This window comes from Neptunicella marina, from assembly GCF_014270035.1.
GTDB lineage: Bacteria > Pseudomonadota > Gammaproteobacteria > Enterobacterales > Alteromonadaceae > Neptunicella > Neptunicella marina.
In genome coordinates this window covers 66,183-91,764 of the sequence record NZ_JACNEP010000008.1, presented here as the reverse complement: position 1 = coordinate 91,764, position 25,582 = coordinate 66,183, and the positions used below count along the sequence as shown (strand labels likewise).

Sequence of the window (25,582 nt, the reverse complement as noted above, 5' to 3'; positions counted from 1 at the left end):
TAAAACAAGTAGTTATGCCAACCAAAGTTCTGGTTATTGAAGACAGCACTACGATCACACGGGTTTTACAACGCGTGGTTGAAAAAGCCGGTTATGAGGCCGTGTGTGCATCCAGCCTGTTTCAGGCCAGGCACCTGTTTGATCAGGATATGCCAGAATCGTTTTTGTGTGCCATTGTTGATTTTCATTTGCCCGATGCTCCAATGGGTGAATCAATCGATTTCACCATCGAATCTTATATCCCCACCATAGTGGTTACGGGGCGTGAAGACGAAGAAACCCGTGAAATTATCGTGAGTAAACCCATCGTTGATTATTTCACTAAGGGCAATAATCAGTTTTATGAGTATTTGTCGCGCCTGTTAGTTCGCCTGCAAAAAAACAAACAGATTGGTATTTTGGTGGCAGAAGGCTCCCGCCAGCAACGCAATAAAACACTGGCTTTATTACAACGGCATAACTTTGTCACTTATGCAGCCAGTACTGCCGAGGATGCACGCAACCAACTGGCGCAACATAAAGATATTCGTTTACTGATTACCACCAATGACTTACCCGACGCTTCAGGCATGGAACTGGTTGATGAAATGCGTGTGCGCTACAGTAAAGAAGAACTGTGCATTATTGGTTTGTCGGATCGTGATCACCGTAAACAGTCGGCTAACTTTATTAAAAGTGGCGCTAATGACTATTTAACCAGGCCGTTTTATCTGGAAGAATTTTTCTGCCGGGTAATGCAGAACATCGAATACATAGAGAATATTGAAGCACTGCATCGTGCCGCTAACAGTGATTACCTGACAGGCCTGTTTAACCGCAGATATTTCTTTCAGAAAACCGAGAACCACGCCCAGCAATCGAATGAACCTGCCTGCATAGCGTTAATGGATATCGATTACTTTAAGAATATTAACGATACCTACGGCCATGATGCCGGCGATATGGTGCTGAAAACCATCGCCAACCTTATTATTGGACACTTTGCCGCTTATATTCCTGCACGAATGGGAGGCGAAGAGTTCTGTGTTTACCTGCCACAAATAACGATTGAACAGGCAAAAGATCTGATTGAGCAGTTCCGTATGCAGGTGGAATCACTCAGTATTCCTTTTGCGGGTAATCAATTGTCCTGCACCATCAGTATCGGGCTTACGGATCAGTTTAATGGTTCGGTGACCGATATGCTGAGCCGAGCCGATGCTTTACTGTATCAGGCCAAGGAAGCTGGCCGTAACCAGCTGGTTTGTGGCTAAGGGTTGTTGTTAGCACCATTCGGCTTACGTGGTCTGAAACGACGGCGTTTTTTGGCAGTCGCCTGAGTTTGCTCAGCACCTTTTCTGGCACTGTTATTATTATTTTGCGGCTTAGGCTGAGTTCTCTCACCATCATTCTGTGATTTTTGCTTAGGCTTTTTCGGTTTCTTTGGTTTTTTAACTTTGTCACTCAGTTTAGACGCCGGTAACACTTGCTGCGGCTCAAAACCTCTCACCTGTTTCCGTTCAATTAGTTTGCCAATTAAATTTTCGATGCCTTTTAAATTATCAAAATCATCTGCGGTCACCAAAGATAACGCCTGTCCACAGGCACCGGCACGCCCTGTTCGGCCAATTCGGTGCACATAATCCTCGGACACATGCGGCAAATCGTAATTGATAACATAAGGTAGTTTATCGATATCCAGTCCGCGAGCGGCAATATCGGTGGCCACCAAAATACGTACATCATTTTGCTTAAAGTCTGCCAGCGCTTTTGTGCGTGCGCCCTGACTTTTATTACCATGAATGGCAGCCGCACTGATGCCTTTGGCTAAAAGCTGTTTCACCAGTCGGTTGGCACCGTGTTTGGTGCGGGTAAACACCAAAACCTGTTGCCAGTTACCGTCCGTGATTAGGTGAGTCAATAACGGTGATTTTTGACTTTTATCCACCGGATAAACCCATTGCTCAACTGACTCTGCGGTGCTGTTGGCTGGTGCAACAGAAACTTCCAAAGGATTGTTTAACAAACCCTTGGCTAAATCACGGATCTCATTGGAAAAGGTGGCCGAGAACAGTAAGTTCTGGCGTTTTGCTGGCAATATCTGCAGAATTTTTTTGATGTCGCGGAAAAAACCCATGTCTAACATGCGGTCCGCTTCATCCAGCACCAACACTTCAAGATGATCAAAACGTACTGCATTTTGTTGGTATAAATCTAACAAGCGCCCCGGTGTTGCCACCAGAATATCCGCACCTCTGCGCAACCGCATCATTTGTGGATTAATTTTGACACCGCCAAACACCACTTCACTGTTTAATCCGGTGAACTGCCCGTAGTTAGTCACATTTTCTGCGACCTGGGCCGCGAGTTCACGGGTCGGCGTTAAGATTAAACAACGCACCTGATTGGCCCGTGCTTTGTGTCCCTCTGCTAATAAATGCAAAACAGGTAAGGTAAAACCTGCGGTTTTCCCCGTGCCGGTTTGTGCGGCAGCCATAAGATCGCGTCCGGCCAGAACAGCCGGAATAGCCTGTTGCTGAATAGGCGATGGGGTATCATACCCTTGCTGTTTAACCGCGCGTAAAATAGGGGCAGACAGCCCAAGAGACTCAAAAGACATGGTATATTTACTTATTTAAAGGTCAGGTGAAGAAGCAAAAGGGGGCGCAGCATACAGCAACACCCTTAAACAGGCTATATTTTATTCAGCTGCCAGCGCTGCGCGTTGCAATTTACGTTTCTGACGAAACTGAGCATAAGAGTCGTAACTGAATAACGCTAATGCAGTCCAGACAAAACCAAAGGTAATCAATCGATCCATTTGCAAACCTTCGTCATATACAAACACCGCTAACAAAAACATGATGCTGGGGCCGATATACTGGAAGAATCCTAAGGTTGAATACATCAAACGTTTGGCCGCTGCGGTAAAACACAATAACGGCGCGGTAGTCACAATACCTGCACACGCCAACAAAACATCATGCGACACGGTATTTTCAGCAAAGTTACTGGTAGAACCGGCAAACCAAATCCAATAAGCAATGGCAAAGGGGGTCATCATGCAGGTTTCGATAAATAAGCCAGGTAACGAATCCACCGCCACTTGTTTGCGCAATAAACCGTATACACCAAAACTACCGGCCAGCACGAGTGCAATCCACGGAAGCTGACCGTAAGAAATCACCAGATAACTCACTCCAACCAGTGCAATAGCTACGGCAATTTGCTGATTGCGGCGTAACCGCTCCCCTAAAAACAAATAGCCGAGCAAAACGTTGAGCAACGGGTTGATGTAATAACCCAAACTGGCGTCGAGCAAATGATTTGAATTAATGGCCCAGATAAATAACAGCCAGTTACCCGCCAGCAATAGCCCTGAAATCAGCAGTATTTTTAGCACTTTGGGGCTTTTAAGTGCGGCTCTAACCCGATCTTTATGCCCCATAACTACCACCAGCGCCGCCAAAACTACCACTGACCAGATAATACGGTGCATCAGGATTTCCACTGCTGGAACAGCCTGAATCAACTTGAAATACATGGGAGCAAATCCCCACATGCTGTAAGCGGCGATCGCCATCAGAATGCCGGCTTTGGCTGAATTATCTTGCATTTAATGCCACCAGAAAGGTGTAAGAGGAAACAGGTGTCAATGATACACACCGGCAGGATTTAACTCAAAAAATTAACCCTTTCACTGGTTATAAAACCGTCAAGCTACTTGTACTGGTTTTTACGTTAATTCAACAAGTTAGACTCGTGTCCTATATCCTTTAACTAATCATATAAGTAGCAGTACCAAAAGCTATATGATCACCATCGGTGTTGTGTAGTTCCATACGGCAAACGGCCACTCTTGCGCCCTTACGAATCACTCTGGCGGTGGCAATAAACTCGTCCCCTTTACCCGGCAACAAATAATCCACGCGCATATCTATGGTACTCATTCTGGAAATACGTTTTTTAAACTCATCCAGCGTAACTTGTGGCATATGGCGCACCGCTTCGATAATCGCCATCAAACCACCAACGGTATCCAGCACAGCCGCAGTCACCCCGCCATGCAGAATTTTTTGGATGGGATTGCCCATCAGTCCGTCATGCCATGGCAGGCGTATTTCCACTCCCTGCTGATTAAACTGACTCACCTGCATACCAATTAAACGATTAAACGGCATATGCTCACGAAATACGTCCGCCACATAGTTTGCCAATTCATCTGGTGATAGAATCGTGTCAGATTCTTTACTGCTCATTGTATTTTCCTTAATTGGTTTAATGCCGTTTGAACAAGTGACAGTAACCTTACTTTAGCCATAGTTGATAATTTACCCGTTTTGTCCATCGCTGAGAATAACACCATTAATACTGATGCCAATCCCGCACTAAACCAGCTTAAGCAGGTTTTTGGTTACCACGCGTTTCGCGCAGGGCAACAGGAAGCGATTGATGCAGTCATGGCTGGACAGGATACACTGGTATTAATGCCAACCGGTGGCGGTAAATCGTTGTGTTATCAAATCCCTGCACTTTTACTGCCCGGATTAACTGTGGTGGTCTCACCGCTTATTTCATTAATGAAAGATCAGGTCGATGCCTTGCGTGCCACCGGAATTGCGGCTGCTTATATCACGGGTAATATGCCGGGTCAGCAAATTCAGGATACCTATAAACAACTGCACGACAGGCAAATAAAACTGTTATATCTGGCACCAGAAAGATTACTACAACCGGATTTTATCTATCGTTTGCAACAACTTGATGTAAGCCTGTTTGCCGTCGATGAAGCCCACTGCGTATCTCACTGGGGTCATGATTTTCGTCAGGACTATTGTCAGTTAGGTGTGCTTAAACAGCAATTTCCGCATGTACCGGTAATGGGTTTAACCGCAACCGCCGATTTAGCCACTCGCCGCGATATTCTGGTACAGCTCGACTTACAACAACCTTTTGTCTATCAGGGCAGCTTTGATCGCCCCAATATTCGCTACAATCAACTCACCAAATATCAGCCAGTTAAACAACTTAAAGATTATCTTTCACAGCAGGATGGCTCCGGCATTATCTACTGCGGGAGTCGCAGGAAGGTAGATGAACTGACCGATGAATTACGCAAAGCCGGGGTTAATTGTCGCGGTTATCACGCGGGAATGGATGCCATGCTGCGTGATCAGGTTCAGCAGGATTTTATTCGCGATAACGTGGATGTGATTATCGCAACCGTTGCCTTTGGTATGGGCATCAATAAACCCAATGTGCGTTTTGTGGTGCACTTTGATTTACCACGTACGATAGAGGCTTATTATCAGGAAACCGGTCGCGCCGGACGTGACGGGCAAGCGGCTGAAGCCCTGTTGTTATTTGATGAAAAAGATGCGGCACGTATTCAAAAGTGGATCAGCATGAATGACAACCCTGAACGTCAGGCGGTTGAACTTCAGCGCTTTGCGGCCATGCATGCGTTTGCTGAGTCCCAAACCTGTCGTCGTCAGGTATTGCTCAATTATTTTGCTGAATACAATGCACATACCTGCGGTAACTGCGATATTTGTCTCGACCCACCCAGACGTTTTGACGGCAGTGTTGAAGCACAAAAAATCCTTTCCTGTATATACAGGTTAAATCAACATTATGTCAGTCAGTATGTGATTGATGTATTACGCGGCAACATGCTGGATGTGATTGTTAAAAATGAACATCATAAACTGAGTACCTTTGGCATTGGCCGCGATCAGTCTGATGCATACTGGCACAATTTGATTAATCAACTGATCCATCAGGGATTAATTCGGGTGGATATCACCCAGAATGCCATTCTGAAACTGACAGAAGCGGCCAGAACGGTACTAAGTGGCAAACAGCCAATTACGCTTGCCGTGCCGCGCCTGAGCCTTAAGGTGAAAAGCGACAATGTACTGGGTAAACGCTATTACGACAGAGAGCTATTTGCCAAGCTTAAACACTTACGCAAGAAAATTGCCGAAGAAGATCAGGTTCCGCCTTACGTGGTATTCAGTGATGTATCGTTAGCGGAAATGGCCGAACAAGTGCCAGAGAATCAAGGCGAATTTTTGGACATTAACGGGGTAGGCCATACTAAATTGGAACGCTATGGCGAGCGTTTCTTAGCCGCCATTCAAAAACACTTGTATGGCTAAGAGAGTGTTTTTTGCTGATACAGCTCTAATAACTGTTGCGGCAAACTCTGTAAGACAATGCCGCGTTTAATTTGGCCAATCACATTCATACCCTGACATTCACGTGGCCTGACTACATCATAGATAACAATCGGTAAGTTCGCATGTTGCTTAAGCCCGGACAACTGAGACCAAAATAACGATTGTGAAATAAGTAATAAATCCATGTGCGGAACAGACTGTTGTGCTGATTTCGATATGCTGCCAAAAGATTTAACACTGAAGCCACCTGTAGTCACAAGTAGTAGCTCCAGTGCCTGTCGTTGTTTTACATCTTGTTCAATCAGACCAAGTTTAACGATACTTATTTGCCCGGCTCCAAACTTGCAAAATAAGCAGCCAGATTAGCAATATCATCGTCACTTAACGGGGCTGCCATGCCTGACATTACGGGATCCTTACGTACACCATCACGAAAATCTTTAAGCTGCTTGGCTAAATAAGCTTCTTTTTGCCCCGCCAGATTTGGGTAGGTTGGGATCATGGATACACCGGCTGGTCCATGACAAGCTGCACACACGGCAGATTTAGCCTTACCTGCTTCAATATCACCGGCAGATACCCCAAAGCTAGTTACAGCTAACACGGCTACACCCACTAACTTTTTCATTTTTTTCTCCTGCGCATAAAAACATTAATTAAAATCATAGTGCCATCTGCACAATAAAAGTGCATTGACTAACATCAATGTAGCTGAAAAATCAGGTTCCACAGAATGTTTGGTAGTGTTTATCGCCATCCGCCGGACTGTCCTGATATTTTTCAGTGGTAGTTTTTTGCGTGTAAGGCGTTATTAATGCGTCTAAAAAGTCATGAACCGCCTGCATATCCCGCGTATCAATACTGTGTTGCAATACCGCTTCTACATGATGATTACGCGGGATCACTACCGGATTGGCCTGTTGCATCTGATCCACAGCTGTAGTGCGATCTGTATCTATCTGCTGTAACCATTCTGCTGCCCATTCATGTAAGGCTACAGGTAATGCTGTTACCGTTATTTTTTTATCTGCCAGTCGGGTCAATTGATTGAAGGTGCGCGTGTAATCCAGCTCATGTTCGGTCATGATATCCAGCAATTTCTCAACCAGCTGTACATTCTGCTCTGTGATCTGTTGCAACCCTGTTTTTTGCATCAGCATTTGTCGGTACTTAAATGAGAATACATCTGAAAACTGATTCAATACCTCAGTTAATTTTTCGACCGCCCTTTTTTCATCTTTATCAGTCAGCGGAATCAGGGATTCCGCCAGCCGTGCCAGATTCCAGTGTGCAATTTGCGGCTGGCGCCCATAGGCATAACGACCTTCACTGTCGATAGAACTGTATACGGTACCTGGATGGTAAACCCCCATCATTGCGCAAGGGCCAAAATCAATCGTCTCACCACTAATAGCAGTATTGTCGGTATTCATCACGCCATGAATAAATCCAACCCGCAACCAGGCTACTATCAGTTCTATTTGTTTATGCATAACAGCGTTTAAGAATGCTTCCGGGCTTTTTTCAATATGCGGAAAGTGACGCTCAATACTGTAATCCAGTAATTTAGTTAACGCGTCGGCATTTTTACGCGCGGCGAAATATTCAAATGTCCCCACTCGAATATGACTACTCGCAACCCGGGTAACGACTGCGCCCGGCTCAGGTTGTTGGCGAAATACCGTGTCACCTGTTGCGACCACAGCCAAACTTCGGCTGGTTGGTACACCCAGGGCATACATGGCCTCACTCATAATATATTCACGAATGGCGGGCCCTAACGCACAACGCCCATCACCTCGCCTTGAGAACGGCGTAGCCCCCGAACCTTTAAGTTGTATATCCCAACGGCGGTGGTGCGAGTCCAGCAGTTCACCCAGCAAATGTGCGCGTCCATCGCCTAATTGTGGATTAAAATGACCAAACTGATGTCCGGCGTAAGCCAGCGCCACCGGCTGACATCCACTAATCAGTTTATTACCACTAAAATATTGCGCTGCGTGCTGAGTGATATCGCTTTGTAGACACAATTCTTCAGCTAAAGGTACGTTCCATAACAGTAGCTGGGGAGAAGAAACTTTCTCAGGCACAACAGACTGGAAAAAGTCATCGCCAAGATCAGCATAGCTGTACTCAAATTTGGGGGACATAACGAACCTATCATTTTCCCACTTTGTAATGGGAGAGTTACTCAAGCAATTAACACTACTATATCAGCTTTGAAACAAGAGTTTTTGCTGGTTTGTATGAGATTATAACCTGCTAGTTAACCCATTGATGCTAATACAAAAGCCCTATAATAATAGTTAAACACTTATGCTATATTTTTTGCTGATTATTCGAGTCGGGTGTAGGGTGTGATGTGTCAGATTGCATAGTGCTGTTTAGCACACTTAGTCATTGGCAAATATGGCGCACACACAGCGCCAGATAGAATGCACACCCTATCACAAACAGGAGCGTTACAATTTGAGGTTGCAGTTAAGACGTTTAATTCAATTATTCTGGTTAGGCCTGATGTGTTTTTACACTTCATATACGGCCGCGTCAGTATCAATTGATGCGTCTACCAAACAGCTTAACTTGTATACACATGTAAGTGTGATGCGCATCGGTGACAACCTGCAATTATCACATGCAGTCTCCTCTTCAATGTGGCATTCGCCGGATAATATATCCCCCCTTGAAGACCAGCAGGCATTATGGGGCAAGTTAGTTATCAATAATGCCGCAGCCCAAACGATTGATGCCTATATTGTTATGGCTAACCCCGGTGTAAATAAACTCGACTGGTACCTGATGGACAGCAAATCACGTATCCGTTCATCACATTTTACCGGTACAGATCGGGTTGATGAGTTACATCCACTGCAAAATGGTCAGTTTTCGCTACCGGTGAGCTTTCAGCCCCATGAGCAGTTGACCCTGTATTTTAAGCTGGTAGACGACGGACCTATGGTACTGCCGCTATCTTTAGTATCGGCTGAGCAATGGGCTAAAAATCAATTACTGAATAAACTGATAACCGGATTTATCAGTGGTGCGTTATTGATACTGTCTGCCTATTTTATGGTGGCCTACGTATTACGCCGCAGTCCGGTACGTTTCTGGTTTTCTGCCAGTTGTCTGGGTGCCTGGTTATTATTAATCAATCTGCAGGGATTGCTCACCCAATGGCTGGGCTTAGTTCCTTACTTATCCTCATTTACCAGCGGCTTGCTGGCCTTTACTCTGTTGTGTCTGGTCAAAGTATCTCACTCTGTTTTGCAACCGGTAGCTGCTTACTGGCGTTATGCCGCTTATGCGCTTTGTAGCGGATTATTGTTGGTTAGCTTTATTTTAAACGCATACTGGCAACTGGTGTTTGCCACCAGTATTTCTTCCGCCATTTTAGTGATCCAGCTGTGGCTGACATTTAATGCGGTACGTCAGGGCAACAAGCTGGCACCACGTTTATTTATCTGTGGCTGGCTGCTTATTTGTTTTGTCAGCATTGGTCAAAGTAGCCTGTTCCTTAATGGCATTATTGTGGATAACCATATCAATCACATCATGCTGCTACTGGTATTACTGGGTGGGTTGTTTATCGCCTTTGCCAATGATGCGGCAGAGCAACAAGCGCGCCTGAGCCTTTACTCCGAACAAACTCAGGTTATCGAAGATTTAAAGCAGTTTTATGATCTGGTGCAACACACGGTCGACGGGTTATACGTGTCGTCACAGGATGGACAGCTACTAAACGTCAATCCGGCATTAGTGCAACTGTTTGGTTATGAGTCCCCTCAACAAATGTTGAGTGAAGTAAAAACCACCGAGCATTTGTACCGCAATCAGGAAGACAGACAAAAACTATTAAAAGAGCTGCATCAGCACGGCTTTGTGATTAATAAGGAAGTACAGGGTAGCAAACGCGACGGTACGGAATTCTGGTTTTCCACTTCTGTTCAGATTAAGCAGGATGAAGGTGAAAGCCTGATGTATGGCTCAATAACGGATATTACCGAGCGCAAACATAATCACTTAAGCATGGCTTATTTAGCCAGCCATGATCCGATAACGGGTATATACAACCACCGTGAATTTGATCGTCGTTTGCAACATGCGATGCAATACAGCCGTCAAAACCAGAGCGGACTGTGTTTGTTAATTATTGCCATCAACGATTTTGCCCGGGTTAACGAAAGTTGCGGTTACGAAGCAGCCAATATTCTGCTACGCCAATTATCTCATCGTCTGCATCAGGCCATTAGTTCCAGAGCATTACTGGCGCGTTTAAATAACGATCAATTTGCGGTATTACTTGAAGGTGAGCTGGCATCGGATTCACTGAAAATTGCTGAGCAACTGCAATCGGTTGGTAATCAGTTTCGCTTTATGTGGGAAAAACGCCGTTTTGATTTGGGTTTAAGTATAGGTATCGCCTCCAGCAATCTTATCGGGGATACCCAGCAAAAGTTACTCAGCAAAGCCAGCTCTGCCTGTGATAGTGCAAAACAAAAAGGGCGTAATCAAATTCATCAATACAGCGATGAAGGTGAGGAAGTGACCCATTTTCAAACCGATCAAAACTGGTTAACTATGTTAAATCAGGCATTGGAAAAAGATACATTTGAGCTGTATTTTCAACCTTATCACCCGCTAAAATCGACTGATTCTCCGGCGCAATACGAAATTCTGTTACGCATGAAATCAGACTTGCAGGACAACTTGATTAGTCCGTCATCATTTTTACCCTCTGCTGAGCGACATAATCTGATGGCGATGATTGATGCCTGGGTAGTCAAAAACTATTTTGAATGGCTAAATCAACATCCACAACAACTGGAATCACTGAGTTTATGCCATATCAATATCAGTGGATTCTCGATCGCGGATAACGAACTAAAACTGTTCCTGTTAAATGCCTTTGAACAGTATCAAATACCACATCATAAAATCTGTTTTGAGCTCTCAGAAACCGATGCCGTCACCCATCTGGATGAAACCCGCAAATTCATTAAAACCTTTGCCAATCTGGGTTGCAAATTTGCTCTGGATGATTTTGGTAATGAATTTTCATCTTACAATACGTTAAAAAATCTGGCAGTGAACTTTGTAAAAATCGATGGCGGATTGATTAAAGATATTCTGATCGACGCTGTCGATAGTGCCATGGTGCGTTCGATTCAGGATATATCCAATACACTAAACATTCAGACTATTGCAGAATTTGTTGAATCAAAAGACATTATGGTGGAACTGGGCAAGCTGGGCGTCGATTACGCACAGGGATATGCGCTTTCCAAACCTCAGCCCCTGAATAATTTACTAACCTCACTTGTATAAACAACTTGTATCCCTCACATGACTTTGCCTGACGGCATGGATTCGATATAGTGGTGCCAGCACAATAATTACAGGAAATAACTGTGTCTCCGCTTTTATATATTGTTGTTTCTCAGGGCCTTATCTACTTTATATTTGGCTGGGTCATGCTACATATCTGGCAAAAATGTGACCAGCATCGCCATATATTATTCTGGGGAACCGGCTTTATTTTTGGTGGTATCGGCTGGCTGGTTAACCTGATTCCTATTTCGCTATTTTCTTCCGAAGCCCTGTTCTGGCTGATGGATACCATGGTTACTATGATATCCGTGTCCTGCGTAGTATATGGTTTTGTGGTACGTGCCGAACGTTCAGTGCATATGATCTGGTTTGTTATAGCAGCCTTTGTCGCGTTGAATTTTATGGTGTATTTCTCATCTATATTCAGCAGTAACGGGCTGCGAATGGCAATAAGCCCTATTTTTGTATCCTTGTGTCTACAGTTGGGCGTTATTGTATTGTTGAGACGCAAAGGCGGAATATCTGCCTCAGATAAAGCCATGGCGCTGATTATGCAAATCTCAGTGCTTATTCACGCCAGTCGTGCATACCTGACGATTCAGCAACACCTGACTCAGAGTACCGAACTAAAACAATATCTGGACTTCATTTCCTTTATGTTTTTGCCGGTAGATTACACCGCAATTGGTATTGGTATTCTGATGATAGTGGTGGCAGATCTGGCGCGCCGTAACAGTGAGTTATCCATCACAGATCCGTTAACAGGCACGCTTAATCTCAATGGTATTGAGCAAACTGCCGAAAAACTGATGGCACATTGCCAGCGCAGCGAACAGTGGATCAGCCTGATCCTGACCAATATTGATAATCTGCATTCCATCAATGAACAATACGGCCATCATGTGGGTGACATGGTATTGCGCACCTTTGCCAACACGCTGGCGACCAACTTACGCACCGGCGACTACATTGGCCGTATTGGTGGCGAGGAGTTTATCCTGTTAATGCCAAACACCTCGGACGACGGCGCTTTACATATGGCAGAACGATTACGCTTATCAACCGGACAAATTTGTTTAACTGACAGAGGACAGGAAATACGATTTACCGCCAGTTTTGGCGTGGTTTCCAGTCGTCACGAATACCATTACAACAAGTTACTGTCCCGTGCTGAACACGCGTTATATCAGGCAAACCTGAGTGGTCGCAACCGGGTAGTCACCCCTGATCAATATTAACAGTCGAGGAATTTAAACACTCATCGGAACCAATCACCGGAGATTAAGATGGCAAACTGGCAACAAGCAACAGTATTAAGTAATCACTTTTGGACTGATAATTTATTCAGCCTCAAAGTAGAATTGCCACCGCAGAATTTTATTGCTGGTCAGTTTGTTAAACTCGGGCTGGATATAAACGATAAACGTATTCAACGTGCCTACTCACTGGTGAATCCACCTAACACCAGCTATGCAGAGTTTTATTTAACCAATGTGGCCGATGGCTTGTTATCGCCAAAGCTGGCAGCCCTGCAACCAGGTGATTCAGTGCAGGTGTCATCACCTGCGACCGGCTTTTTTACTTTGGAGGAAGTGCCTGATGGTGAATGTTTGTGGTTATTATCAACGGGTACCGGCATTGGTCCTTTTCTATCGATTCTGGGTACAGACGCGCCGTGGCAACGCTTCAAACATATTGTGCTGGTGCATGCCGCCAGATTTAGTGCAGATTTGAGTTATCAGGCATTGATTGAGTCAATGCAACAACAACACCCGGCACAACTACGTTATATCCCTGTCGTCAGCCGCGAAGCTTATGAACAAGGATTAAACGGCCGTATTCCGCAATTAATTCAGCAAAACGAATTACAAAAAGCCGCTAACCACACGATTGATAAACACAGCCAGGTTATGATGTGTGGTAATCCGGACATGATTAAAGAATGTAAAACCTTGCTTGAATCGATGGGACTGACAAAAAACCTAAGACGTCAACCGGGTCAGATTACCGTAGAGCAATACTGGTAATCAGTACTGACGTTTACGGCATAATTATGCGACAGCATGCCGTAATTTATCGTCTAAGTTATTCCAGGGAGTGACTGTATATTAGTCGTACAACTTATTGTTTTTATGATAAATTTTCCCTACTGAAACAGGGGAACTATGCATGCAAAATCACATTCAGTTTGACGCGATATTATTTGATAAAGACGGCACTATATTTGACAGTGAAGCATTGAGTTGTGAAGCATGGGTAGAAACCGCAAAACGTTTTAATGTCGAATTTACGCCAGAGATGTTTCACGAATTTATCGGTGTGCCGACCGATGAATGTTACAGGATGGCACATCGCCGCTTTGGTGCAGATTTTCCAATGCAGGATTTTATCAAATATAACCGCGCTTATATAAATGACGCCAAAGCCAAAGGACTTCCGCAAAAAGCCGGTTTCAGTCAGTTTTTCGACTTTGCCAAACAGCTGAATATCCCGTTAGGTCTGGTCACATCAGCAGGTAAAGAATCAACCATGCTGAGCTTTCAGCGCACAGATTTTGCCCGCTATTTCGATACCATGATTACAGTGGAAGATGTGAAAAACCCCAAACCTGCAGCGGATTGTTATTTACTGGCGTGCAAACAACTCTCGGTTGATCCAAAGCGAACTGTTGTTTTTGAAGATTCTAATCCGGGTATAGAGGCGGCTATCGCAGCAGGCTGTTATACCGTCGCAATACCAGACACTTTGCCGGTAAGCCCAGAATTAGCCGGACAATGCCAGCATATTCTGAGCAGTTTTGATGATGCATACCAAATTTTCAGATAATCAGAATATCAGGCGTCAACCAGGGTAATTTCGATGCCTAAACGTCTCAGCCCTTCATAATAATCCTGTGGAATATTATTATCGGTCACAATCCGGCTAACGTTCATCGGCTCCAGAATTTTGTGCAAACACACATGGCCAAACTTGGAAGAATCGGTTACCACAATCACTTCGCTGGCAACCTTACACATCAGACGATTAAGCTGGGCTTCTGCTTCAAAATGCGTGGTAATGCCCTGCTGCATATGAAAACCATCCACCCCCAAAAACAGCTTATCAACGTGTAAATCTCTGAGAATATTATGTGCACCTGTGCCAAAGAAAGACTGGCTTTTGCGACGTAATGTGCCACCAAGCAAAATAACATCAAGCTGCTCATAACCCATCAGCTGCTCAACAATATTAAAACTGTTAGTGACAACCGTAATGTCTTTAGCAGTATGCAGATGTGACGCTAATTGCAATGTAGTGGAACCCGAGTCGAGGATGATTGAATCACCATCTTTGATTAACTCGGCGGCGGCTTTGCCAATATTGCATTTTTCTTCAACGTGCAGCACTTGTTTACGGTCGAAGGTAGTTTCGGTTTCAAACAGACTTTTATCGTTGAGGATAGCACCACCATAAGAACGGGTAGCGATTCCCTGCTTTTCCAGAAAGTGCAGGTCTTTACGAATGGTCACACCCGTCACATCGTACATGCCCGTAAGAGTGGATACCTGTACACTTCCATTTTCTTTCAGCATTCGAGCTATTTGCTCACGTCTATGACTGGTATCGCGCATTGAATTCCTTTAACTTTCAGTTTGTATAGCAGTTACGGTTATTTTAATCAGATCGAAACTTAGAAACAATTTCGACTTTCATTTACTAAACAATTGTTATTTTTAACAAATCTACCTTAGTTGATGCGTTCAGCCAACAGCTTATCGATCACAGCAGCAAGAAATTGCTGATGTTTTTGCGACATGCCTATTTGAACCAGCCGGACAATTCCTTGTGCATCGACTAAATATCCACTTGGTAAAACCTGCACACCATAGTCGTGCGCCACGTCGCCGTTTTGATCCCATAAAACCGGATAGTTGAGAGACTGTTTTTGCATCTCAGCCAGCGCTTCCCGCTGATGTTCATCAATATTCACCGCCAGGACTTCAAATCCCTGTTCACCAAATTGCGCTTTTAACTGATTTAACACCGGCATAGTTAAACGGCAGGCTACGCAATAAGAGGCCCAAAAATCCACATAAATAACCTTACCGCGATACTGCGCAAGGTTTATGGCTTGCTCCTGTTGCAAAACAGGTAATTCAAAATCCGGGGCAATCTGGCCACGTTCTGTTGCTGACGCTGCTGTTATCAGACTAAACAGCAGCGTGCAAAACAACCAGAATTGTAAATAGGATCTAGTCAAGCGGGATCAATTCCACTAACAGGTATTGTTTAAACTGCGTTGCCAGCGTTGCAGTACCCTTTTGCGGATCGGCACTGACGGTTGCCAGTTCGCGATTATTTACATAATCAACAACACGGTATTTCTGCGGCTGTAAACCACGGAATTCAACAGTTCCATCAAAGTCCGGAGCATAAAAAGCATAAAACATTTTGCCGTCTTTTCTGACCACATGTGTTTCCGGGTAGTCAAATCCAATGTCGTAAAGATCACCCAGGTACTCACCTTTTGGCAGCATTAACTTGTTATATAAATCAAACCAGTGTTGCCAGGTTTTCTCTTTTTCAGCATCTAAGACAAACGCCGCAGCCGCTTTGTTATTCGGTGACGGCAAAGTAAATTTACTGCCAAGCACGGCACCAATACCAAATGAGGACGCAAAATCACTGGCGTTATCACTCAATTCAACGTGATCACCATAATAGGGTGCAGATGGCCCCATTAAACCTTTAAGCGTTTTACCTTTCGAACGCACCTGCCAGGATGACAGCGGATCAGAACTGACGGTTTGATTCATATAAGGCAGATTGTGGAAAGCGTATGACGTACCACAGGGGCAGATTTCCACCACAGCATCAGGATTAATCTCAATGGCGGTGTCGTATATGAGCTTCCAGAACTCTGCCAGCTCATTGACTGAATCTTGCGGAGATGCGTGATGATGCGCCGGATTATAACAAGGAGGAACACCATTCAGATGCTGTCCATCAATTTTCAGACCAGCATATCCCCACTCTCCAATAATCTTTTTGACTAATCGAACCGCATTTTCGCGGGTTTTTGAATAGGCCGGACATAAATAGAAGCTGTTCCACCAGGTAATATCCTGTACCGCACCATCCTGATCGAGCAATAACATATCGCTATGGTCATGTAATAAATCAGTACCAGGATCAACCGCCAGAGGTGCCCACCATAATTTGGCTTTTAAACCTGCTGCTTTGATTTTATCTACCAAAGCCTTCATATCCTTATCGCCATTGGGGAACTTGTTTTTATCCAGATACCAGTCACCTTCCGACGTTTGCCAACCATCGTCCAGTACCGCCCATTCAAGGCCAAGCTGTTTGGCTTTAGGCAGGGTCTTCTCTACTTCTTCAACGCTAAAGTCACGCTCGTAGCCCCATGCACACCAGATAGGTTCATAGGCTGCATCTGGTACATCTGCCATCACCAGACCTTTTTTAGCCATGACTTTTCGATAATCAACCAAAGTGGCGTAATAATCTTTGTGGTGCACAGCAACAAAGGTATCCAGTGTTTGCAAGGTTTCACCTGGCATTAACTTAATGTGTTTTTCAAATTCCACCGCCAGACTCGCGCCCTGCTGCAATGCAGGATAACTTACGGGTAAAGAAACTAACTGCGGGTCCAAATCCAGATGACCTACAGCCAAACCCACGTCTTTACGCCAGACATCGATAAGCGGCGTACCGCTGCCATAGTCAGAGGCATTCATGCCCATGTAGTTTTGTTCACTATAACCTGGAATTAATGGCATCACCCAGTCACGACGATCAGCATGGGATGCCCCCTGAAATGCCCAGAACGCTGGCGCATCAGAATCCACGCCCGACAACAACGAATTAACCTTTAACTGATAAGCATTCTGAACCCATTGCGTAATAACAAGTGGTTCGGCATTGGTATTGGTATAACTCACCTTTACAAACAACATATCCGGATAGTCCGGATACGACTGCACACTAACGCTTTTGCGAATACCTTGTGCAGACTGACCGGTAAGTAAGGTTTGCTGCCCATGACCTAACTCAGAGTCGACTGTGCCAGTGGTCACGTCGGTCACATTAAAATCAGTGATTTTTTCTCCGGAAGACAACAGCACGTATTCACTGTAACCAAAGTCACCAAGTGATTTGCCTTCCTGATTAAGATGACTAATGACTCTCGATTGTAAGCTCTGGTTAAATTCCAGTGTTACACCAGCCTGACCCACTTTATAGGTGTCACTCTGGGTTTCAGATGTGGTGGCACATCCACTTAAAAAAAGTGGTATGCCTAAAAGCATGGTCATCCACAGGTGAAATTTGTTTTGCATGTCACTCTCCGTCAGTTACGTTCGGCTCTATCGGCTGGGGTTATAGGGTTCATTTACTGAATATTGAAAAAGCGCTGTGCGTTCTGATAATAAATTTTATCAATCACAGTTTTAGGCAGCGCCAGCCCATTAAACTCTCCATCTAAATCGGAAACCTGCAGCACGTCGTCAGTATTAAGATAACGCCAGTGAGCAAGCCATACCCGATGCGCTTCAGCACTAAACTGTGCGTCATCAGCTTCAGGTGAAAAGGTCAGGTCAGTGCCGTATAAAATACGATCCTGATAATCGATCATAAACTGACGCACTTTTTCACGGTCTTTCTGTGACTGGGCTTGTAACTGACCCATTCTGGCAGCCATATCAATTACTGCCTGAGGAAAGCGGTCGAGAAATTCCGCCATTTTGTCAGTGCTCCATTCAAGGCTTGCCATATGTGCGCCCATGAAGGGTAATTGCGGATTTTTAGCCAGCATTGCATCTCGCACACCCATTTGCTGTTCGTAGGATGGCATTTCAGGGTGCAAATACATGTGATACTGAGGGTGATTGCTGAAATATTCCTGATCGTTTTTCACACTCATTTTTTCAACGGGTAGCCAGCAATTGTAAGGCTCTCCCTGATGACCAATCAGAGGCATATGCTGTTGCGCAAGATGTTCGAAAATAGGATCAAAACCGGGGTCATCAATCATTACCAGTTGATTGTTTTTATCCCTGAATTGCATGCCAATGTTTTTCCACACTTTTACCGCAACAGCGCCCTGTTGCTTTTCTTTGTCCAGCTGTTGATTTATCTGCTTTGCCCAACCTTCAGTTCCCCAGCCTTGCATGGAAAAGGTTGCCGCGTAATAAACCGTTTTCGGATAGTCGTGAATGAGGTTTAACGCTATCTCATTCTGCTTATCGATGGAGGGGAAGTCCGGATAATCAACATTGATGGTTAATAATTGGAAGCCATCCTTCTGAGCTTGTAAAGCAAAGGCCGGGTCGGACTTATTGGCGTGTACATGCACATCGATTTTCTTCACACTGGAAAAATCCTGCATGCTGTAGTGAGCGTCAGTTGAAGCACGAACGGATTCACCTTCAGTCGTACAGCCAGCCAGCAATCCACCCACAATCAAGCTTAAATAGAGTTGTTTATTAATTTTCATGTTCAGTATCCTCTGGTTCCATTGCCAAAATAACGGCGGCGATGGTGGCTAAAATAATGCCGATAATTTTGACTGTGGTGGGAACAACGCTTAACAATAAAATGGTTAAAACCGTTGAAATAAGAGGTGCACCGGCATTAGCCAGCGGCGCAACAACAATGGCTTTACCGTAGCGAAATGCATAAACCAGGCATAAGGCACCAATTGAATTAAGTACTTGAATAGCTGCCGTTTTAAGCAGGGTATTGGCACTAAAATCCAAAGAGCCATCAAAATTAGTCATGGCAACAGCAACCGGAATCAACGCCAATGCGGTAACCGTCATGTAAAAGAAAATGCTTTCGGCGCTCATATGGTTATTTGAAAACTTCATGCAAAACGCCTGAATCCCCCAGGCAAACAGCACAGCTAACGCCAGCACAAACCATAAAACACCGTAATGCTGATGATCATTGGTTGGAGAATATTCAAATAGTGGTAACGCCATTAAGGCTAAAACAATACCGGTGATACCTAACCAACCTGTACGTTCTTTAAGCAACATAAAGGACAGGATAATGGTCACAATCGGTGAGAGCGATACGATAGGAAAAATCAGATAAGCCGGACCACTGTTAACTGCATAAAACAACAACATTTGCCCGCCGCTACCGAGAAAACCAATAGCGCAACCCAAAAATATTGAGCGGCCATCAACCTCAAGTTTCCAGCCAATGCGTTTCAGTGCCACGATACAAGGCACTATCATAGTGACAGCCCAAATACTGTAAACCACAGTAGAAGGCACGGATTCGGACGCGAAAACCGCAGTAAGTGCGCCCCACAATCCCCAGGTAAGGGTAGTTATAAGGGCATAAACCAACCAGCGTTTTGATTGCATAGCGTTTTTCCTGTTACAGCAATAAATTTTATTTTTATGATTTGTACTGCTGTTATAACAATGCAACTTAAAAAGCGGAACAGCAGGGTTTTAGTGGGAGTATTAACTCATGTGTGGGTTTGAATGATTTCAAGCCAAACGATGAATAACACTACCCCGGTACTGAAAACAGCACCGGGGTATTCAGGCACAATTAAAAATTGTAACGGAAGCCCGCTTTAAATGTGCGTCCATAAAGCTGTAAAGACGCAGGGATATCAGGTCTGCCCTGGAATACCCGGTTAGACTCATCCAGTAAGTTCTGTCCTTCAAGGAAAATCTGACCATTCTCAATCACATTGTACTTAACAGATGCGGTAACAATGGATTGTGCTTCCATGGTGGTGTGATAATCATCACCTAAAGGACTGAAGGTATCAGTCACCAGCTCACCGGTATAATCAAGGCCCAGTTGTGCACTAAGGCGGTCTTTCTCATAAATAAATGAAACCGAGAACGACTTATCTGCAACACCAGGAAGTGCACCTGCATCTTCACCATCAACCACTGTGCTGGTGTCTGTATAGGCGTAGCTAGCATTAAAGCCAAAACCATTATCAAACAGTTTCTGAATACCAACTTCCAAGCCCAGCACCTTAGCCGAATCCCCATTGATAGGCTGCGTTACCTGGAAGCTCTCGCCGGCAATTTCTACACGCGTGGTATTAGAGGTAATAAACCCTTCCAGACTTTTCCAGAAAACGGTACCACTGATTAAACCACCTTCTTCAAAGTACCATTCAAGCGCAATATCTGCCTGATCAGAATACACAGGTTTAATATTAGGATTACCACTGATGTTCATGGTAAACAGACCCGACTGCGCATTATCAGTAGTTAATGGCGCCAGTTGATCCAGCGTTGGACGCGACAATGATTGTGCCGCTGCCGCACGTAGTAATAAATCTTCCTGTAAGTAAATCCCGACGTTGATGGCCGGTAGTAACTTATTGTACTGACCGTTGGCTTGTTGTGCCGCGCTGTCTGAATAAGTTACATCCCACGACGGGTTAGAGGAATTAGGATTAACAATTTCGATAGATTCGATATTGTTATAGGAATATAAGGACGTCACTTCAGTTTGGATCCAGCGCAAACCAGCATTGGCAAACCATGTATCGCCTTCCAGATTCGCTTGTACATACAAGGCAGTGGTATCTTCTTCGATATCGTAAGAATTCACCGGGTTGTAAACAGGCTCCCATAAGTCAGATTCATTTGGTCCGAAAGTACGTTCATTGCCATCAAAATCAACTAATGTTTTGCCATCAGCTGCAGCCAGACCCGCAGCATAGTCCGGAATACTGAAAATAGGGAAAGAACGCGGCACATTGGCAGAGTCACCGTCAAATAAATTATCGTAAGGGAAAGGGCGTACTACATCGGCACCCACTTCGCCAAAGGTAAACGGATAACCACAATAATTACACGCGCCTAGCTCATCATTATCATAAGCTTTGTTGGTTTTATTACGGCTGGTATAAGCGGCACCAAATGCAAATACGGTCGTAACATCATCAAAATCCAGCCCATAGGTTCCATCTAAGGTGTAACCTGTGACCGTATCTTCGATATCGCTTCCATAACGCTCCGCCCAGTGCGGAGAAAAGTCGTCGTTACCAAAATCATCCGAAGTACGTCCACCTGTCCAGTTTGGAATATAGTCAGGCAAACCACCTTTATTCAGTTCATAGTGACCACTATGCGCCCCGGGAGATCCCGCAACAACAAAGGTATCTTTACCACCCGAATCACGCTTGGACTGAGAACGATATACATCTGCTTCTAAGTCAAAATCTTCGTTAACCTGATATTTGGCGTTTAAACCAAACAGGCTGGTATCAACTGTACGGTGTTCGTCCAGTGTTACCACTTCCATGGCGACATCAGCTACATCCATTGCAGTAACAACATTACCGTCCAATACCATATTAGATAAACGATTCTGAGCTTCACTTTCATCCGCCATATAGAAAGATTCGGTGTAGCCAGTCGCATCAGCCTGTAAACGAGTTACCATTACATCCGCGGCTAATTCAAACTTATCACTTGGTCGCCACTGAAAACTGGATGTCACCCCGGTTCGCTTAAAGTCAGTTGCATAGGCACCTAATGCATATGAGCCCGGAATAACCAGATTTTTTTCGTTATCCCCGATAACACCATCACGGTTAACGTCATATTCCATTTCGTCCTGAACACCAAAAAAGAAGTTATCGATCATGTCATCTGAACGTTCAACACCTCTGGCGTGGGTCAGTCCAACAATAAATCCAAGCTTATCGTCGTCCCAGCTATTGCTGTAAATTCCGTTAAACTTCTTACCTACTTCTTCGGATAAATCATTGTAATCACCGGTTAACGACACTACCGCATGTTGACCGGGATTATCCAGTGGACGAGCTGACTTAAGGTCAACCGCACCACCAATACTACCTTCAATATTCTTAGCCTGAACGGTTTTCCATACATCGGCGCCGTTAATCATTTCAGACGGGATAACATCAAAGGCAAAGTTTCTGCCGCCGTCATCAGTAGCAAGAATACGATTATTTAAGGTAACTATGCTGAATTCCGGACCTAACCCTCTGATATTAACGTATTGAGCCTCACCTCCACGCGTTCTGCTAACCGTAATACCAGAGATATGTGATAACGAGTCTGCCACGTTATCATCAGGGAAACGCCCCAATTCCTCAGCGGCGATTGAATCCACCAAAGACTTCGCGTTTTGTTTGATATTTACCGACTTTTCCAGACTCCCACGCACGGCGGTAACTTGAATAACTTCGGTATCTGCACTGGGTTGTTGTGCTGCAGAGTTGTCCTGCGCATAAACAGAATTTGAAGATAAACCAACTAATACAGCATAACTTAGTGCTGATTTCTTAAAGGTTTTAACTGTGTTCCTTAGCATAAGTATCACCTTGATTTTATTGGCTCATTTAATAGAGCATTTTATATGTAATTGAAAGATTTCACTATCGCTTTACAACATAATGTATAGCAAATAATCAAAAGTCAACACTTAAGACAACCTAAAGAAACAAAATAAACACAAACAAAAACCACAACAATATTAAAAACGCCCTCAAAGCCCGCAAAAACAACCATAAAGAAACATAATGAAACTTTATTGGTTTACATTGTACATTTTATATCTCATAATCCGCTCAAGATAATAGTTAAGGAATGAAACATCCTGCACAGGAGGGTTAATGAAAGAACTACTTAATAAAGTTAAACAGCATAAAAATGGCGCACATGTTGGTATTTATTCTGTGTGTACAGCTAACACATTAGTAATCGAAGCGGCCATTTCACATGCCTTGAAACATAACGAAATATTATTAATCGAAGCAACATCCAATCAGGTAAATCAGGATGGCGGTTACACTGGTATGACACCCAGCGACTTTGCCAAAATGATCTATTCAATGGCTAGCGAACAAGGTTTATCTTTAGAGCGAGTAATATTGGGGGGTGATCATCTGGGTCCAAATTGCTGGCAGGATCTGCCTGCCGCAGAAGCCATGGCAAAATCTGAAGTACTGATTGAACAATATGTTGCGGCAGGATTCCAAAAAATCCATTTAGATTGTTCCATGTCCTGTAAAGGCGATCCCGTACCTTTAACTGATAATCAGGTTGCAGAAAGAGCAGCCACTTTATGTGCAGTTGCAGAACGAACCTGGCAAAAAAACAAACTGGATGCGCCTGTTTACGTTATTGGTACTGAAGTTCCGGTTCCGGGCGGCACGTCTGAAGATGAAGATGAATTGGCAGTAACATCTGTAAGCGCGGCAAATCAGACCATAGCAATTCATCAGCAGCAGTTTGAAAAAGCCGGATTATCCGATGTTTGGCCACGCATTATTGGTTTAGTTGTGCAACCGGGTGTGGAGTTTGGTACACATAAAATCATCCATTTCGAACCGGAAAAAGCTAAAGAACTAGGTGAATCTGTTGCAACTCAACCCAACATGGTTTTTGAAGCGCATTCCACAGACTATCAGTCGCAACAACATCTGACAGATTTAGTTAGCAACCACTTTGCTATCTTAAAAGTCGGCCCCTGGTTAACGTTTGCATTACGTGAAGCCTGCTTTGCACTGGAACGAATTGAACAGGAGTGGGTTACCCAGGGCCAACTTAGCGAACTTCGGGACACCTTGTTAAAGGCAATGCAGGATAATCCTAAATACTGGAAAAAGTATTATTCAGCAGATGGATTAGCTCAATTGATTGACTGTCAGTACAGCCTTAGCGACAGAATACGTTACTACTGGCCGGATCCTGAGGTAACAAAATCTCTGTCCAGACTGATAAGCAATCTGGATAAAAATCCGCCTCCATTAACTTTAATCAGTCAATACATGCCGGAACAATATCATGCTCTGCAATCCAATGAGCTTGAATACTCCTGTAAAGCACTGATTTTACATAAAATATCTCTTGTGCTTAAGCAGTACTCCATTGCTTGTGGTACAACAATAGCAGCGATATAAAGGACCCCAGTTATTTATGACTTATTTAACCTATTCAGATACACAACTAGAACAACTGGATGGCTATTGGACAGCGCGGGAAATTAGCCAGCAACCAGCCAGCTGGCTGACGGCGGTGCAGAATTTGGAGCAGATGCAGGCCGAACTGGATGAATTCCTCAAACCGATTTTATCAACACCAAATATGCGCATTATCTTCACAGGTGCCGGCACCTCTGCTTTTGCAGGACAATGTGTAGCACCACTTGTGATGAAACATCACAATATTCGTGCCGAAGCGATTGCGACTACCGATTTGGTTTCCAACCCGCATGAATATTTCCAGACTGATGTTCCCACTTTACTGGTGTCATTTGCCCGTTCTGGTAACAGCCCTGAAAGTGTGGCGGCGGTAAAAATCGCTGAACAGTTAGTAACAGATTGCTATCAACTGGCACTGACATGTAATGAAGAAGGATTGTTGGCTAAACATTGCAACGGAAACAAACGTAAAACAGTATTAATGCCAACTGAAACCAATGACCGTAGTTTTGCTATGACATCCAGCTTTAGCTGTATGTTACTCAGCGCTTTATATTTATTTTGTCCTGCTGAAAACTTCAAAACTCAGTTACAACAATGTATCGATGCCACCAGTTCATTATTTAACACTCAGGTTGATAAACTAAACAACTTGTCTAAACAACAGTTCAAACGTGTCGTTTATCTCGGCAGTGGTATTTTTAAAGGACTCGCTCAGGAAAGTGCTTTAAAACTGCTGGAACTAACCGATGGCAAAACGTTAGCTGCATTTGATAGTCCTTTGGGCTTCCGCCACGGACCAAAAACCATGGTGGACAATCAAACGTTAGTGGTAGTTTTTATTGCCAACGATAGCTACACCAGAAAGTATGATGTGGATCTGCTGTTAGAACTAAATAGTGATGCAGAAGCAGGCCATGTATTAGCGATCACGACCTCCACAGATGACATACCCAATTTACCGGATAGCATTAGTATGGTTGAACTGTCACAACAGAGTGATTCGTTATTATTGCTACCCTATATTGCCTGTGCCCAGATGTATTCATTCTTTAGCGCAATCAATGTTGGCAATACGCCAGACAACCCCAGTGCTTCCGGTACCGTTAACCGAGTTGTGCAAGGCGTTAATATTCACCCTCTAAAGTAA

At 44.2% G+C, this 25,582-nt stretch carries 20 protein-coding genes; 8 read left to right on the top strand and 12 right to left on the bottom strand.

Annotated elements, in window-relative coordinates:
- Positions 1–14: 14 nt before the first annotated feature.
- Positions 15–1,253 carry a GGDEF domain-containing response regulator gene (locus H8B19_RS11720; protein WP_186507076.1) on the top strand — a complete coding sequence of 413 codons (1,239 nt, stop codon included), beginning with the start codon at positions 15–17 and terminating at the stop codon, positions 1,251–1,253.
- Here H8B19_RS11720 and H8B19_RS11715 read toward each other — a convergent pair.
- From H8B19_RS11715 to H8B19_RS11705, 3 genes are all read right to left on the bottom strand, one after another.
- The gene (locus H8B19_RS11715) at positions 1,250–2,599 is read right to left on the bottom strand and encodes a DEAD/DEAH box helicase (RefSeq protein ID WP_186507075.1); all 1,350 of its coding nucleotides are present in this window, start codon (positions 2,597–2,599) and stop codon (positions 1,250–1,252) included. The genes H8B19_RS11720 and H8B19_RS11715 overlap by 4 nt on opposite strands.
- An 81-nt stretch (positions 2,600–2,680) precedes the next feature.
- Positions 2,681–3,595, bottom strand: coding sequence for an EamA family transporter RarD (rarD, locus tag H8B19_RS11710; RefSeq protein ID WP_186507074.1), 915 nt, complete (start codon positions 3,593–3,595; stop codon positions 2,681–2,683).
- 160 nt (positions 3,596–3,755) lie between these two features.
- Positions 3,756–4,238 (bottom strand): thioesterase family protein, encoded by a 483-nt coding sequence (locus tag H8B19_RS11705; protein WP_186507073.1) that lies wholly within the window; start codon positions 4,236–4,238, stop codon positions 3,756–3,758.
- Positions 4,239–4,319: 81 nt separating this feature from the next.
- Between H8B19_RS11705 and recQ the strand changes: the two genes are divergently transcribed.
- The gene (gene recQ, locus H8B19_RS11700) at positions 4,320–6,140 is read left to right on the top strand and encodes a DNA helicase RecQ (RefSeq protein ID WP_194362712.1); all 1,821 of its coding nucleotides are present in this window, start codon (positions 4,320–4,322) and stop codon (positions 6,138–6,140) included.
- On the opposite strand, the gene H8B19_RS11695 is transcribed toward recQ, so the two are convergent.
- From H8B19_RS11695 to H8B19_RS11685, 3 genes are all read right to left on the bottom strand, one after another.
- Positions 6,137–6,418 (bottom strand): hypothetical protein, encoded by a 282-nt coding sequence (locus tag H8B19_RS11695; RefSeq protein WP_186507072.1) that lies wholly within the window; start codon positions 6,416–6,418, stop codon positions 6,137–6,139. The two genes, recQ and H8B19_RS11695, sit on opposite strands and share 4 nt — an antisense overlap.
- Positions 6,419–6,483: 65 nt before the next feature.
- Positions 6,484–6,789: a c-type cytochrome gene (locus H8B19_RS11690; RefSeq protein ID WP_186507071.1), complete on the bottom strand. Its 306-nt coding sequence runs from the start codon at positions 6,787–6,789 to the stop codon at positions 6,484–6,486.
- Positions 6,790–6,880: 91 nt separating this feature from the next.
- The gene (locus H8B19_RS11685) at positions 6,881–8,311 is read right to left on the bottom strand and encodes a protein adenylyltransferase SelO (RefSeq protein WP_186507070.1); all 1,431 of its coding nucleotides are present in this window, start codon (positions 8,309–8,311) and stop codon (positions 6,881–6,883) included.
- 259 nt (positions 8,312–8,570) lie between these two features.
- Between H8B19_RS11685 and H8B19_RS11680 the strand changes: the two genes are divergently transcribed.
- From H8B19_RS11680 to H8B19_RS11665, 4 genes are all read left to right on the top strand, one after another.
- The gene (locus H8B19_RS11680) at positions 8,571–11,486 is read left to right on the top strand and encodes an EAL domain-containing protein (protein WP_186507069.1); all 2,916 of its coding nucleotides are present in this window, start codon (positions 8,571–8,573) and stop codon (positions 11,484–11,486) included.
- Between the two features lie 83 nt (positions 11,487–11,569).
- Positions 11,570–12,727: a diguanylate cyclase gene (locus tag H8B19_RS19245; RefSeq protein ID WP_186507068.1), complete on the top strand. Its 1,158-nt coding sequence runs from the start codon at positions 11,570–11,572 to the stop codon at positions 12,725–12,727.
- A 48-nt stretch (positions 12,728–12,775) separates the two neighbouring features.
- Positions 12,776–13,516 carry a ferredoxin--NADP reductase gene (locus H8B19_RS11670; protein WP_186507067.1) on the top strand — a complete coding sequence of 247 codons (741 nt, stop codon included), beginning with the start codon at positions 12,776–12,778 and terminating at the stop codon, positions 13,514–13,516.
- A 142-nt stretch (positions 13,517–13,658) separates the two neighbouring features.
- Positions 13,659–14,315 (top strand): HAD family hydrolase, encoded by a 657-nt coding sequence (locus H8B19_RS11665; RefSeq protein ID WP_186507066.1) that lies wholly within the window; start codon positions 13,659–13,661, stop codon positions 14,313–14,315.
- A gap of 8 nt (positions 14,316–14,323) precedes the next feature.
- Here the strand turns inward: H8B19_RS11665 and agaR are convergent, their stop codons facing one another.
- The 6 genes from agaR to H8B19_RS11635 all read right to left on the bottom strand — a co-directional run bounded on the left by agaR (position 14,324) and on the right by H8B19_RS11635 (position 22,820).
- A complete protein-coding gene (gene agaR / locus H8B19_RS11660) occupies positions 14,324–15,100 on the bottom strand; it encodes a transcriptional repressor AgaR (protein WP_186507065.1) in 777 nt (258 codons plus the stop codon).
- Positions 15,101–15,216: 116 nt separating this feature from the next.
- Positions 15,217–15,729, bottom strand: coding sequence for a TlpA family protein disulfide reductase (locus H8B19_RS11655; RefSeq protein ID WP_186507064.1), 513 nt, complete (start codon positions 15,727–15,729; stop codon positions 15,217–15,219).
- Positions 15,722–17,827: a glycoside hydrolase family 36 protein gene (locus H8B19_RS11650; RefSeq protein ID WP_186507063.1), complete on the bottom strand. Its 2,106-nt coding sequence runs from the start codon at positions 17,825–17,827 to the stop codon at positions 15,722–15,724. The genes H8B19_RS11655 and H8B19_RS11650 overlap by 8 nt, the downstream gene beginning before the upstream one ends.
- Positions 17,828–17,880: 53 nt before the next feature.
- A complete protein-coding gene (locus H8B19_RS11645; protein ID WP_186507062.1) occupies positions 17,881–18,984 on the bottom strand; it encodes an amidohydrolase family protein in 1,104 nt (367 codons plus the stop codon).
- A complete protein-coding gene (locus H8B19_RS11640; RefSeq protein WP_186507061.1) occupies positions 18,974–19,864 on the bottom strand; it encodes a DMT family transporter in 891 nt (296 codons plus the stop codon). The genes H8B19_RS11645 and H8B19_RS11640 overlap by 11 nt, the downstream gene beginning before the upstream one ends.
- A gap of 193 nt (positions 19,865–20,057) precedes the next feature.
- Entirely contained in the window at positions 20,058–22,820 is a 2,763-nt protein-coding gene (locus H8B19_RS11635) for a TonB-dependent receptor (RefSeq protein ID WP_186507060.1), read from the bottom strand.
- A 301-nt stretch (positions 22,821–23,121) separates the two neighbouring features.
- Here H8B19_RS11635 and H8B19_RS11630 point away from each other — a divergent pair, with 301 nt between their 5' ends.
- Together H8B19_RS11630 and H8B19_RS11625 are read left to right on the top strand one after the other, a co-directional pair.
- Positions 23,122–24,411 (top strand): D-tagatose-bisphosphate aldolase, class II, non-catalytic subunit, encoded by a 1,290-nt coding sequence (locus tag H8B19_RS11630; protein ID WP_186507059.1) that lies wholly within the window; start codon positions 23,122–23,124, stop codon positions 24,409–24,411.
- 16 nt (positions 24,412–24,427) lie between these two features.
- Entirely contained in the window at positions 24,428–25,582 is a 1,155-nt protein-coding gene (locus H8B19_RS11625; protein WP_186507058.1) for an SIS domain-containing protein, read from the top strand.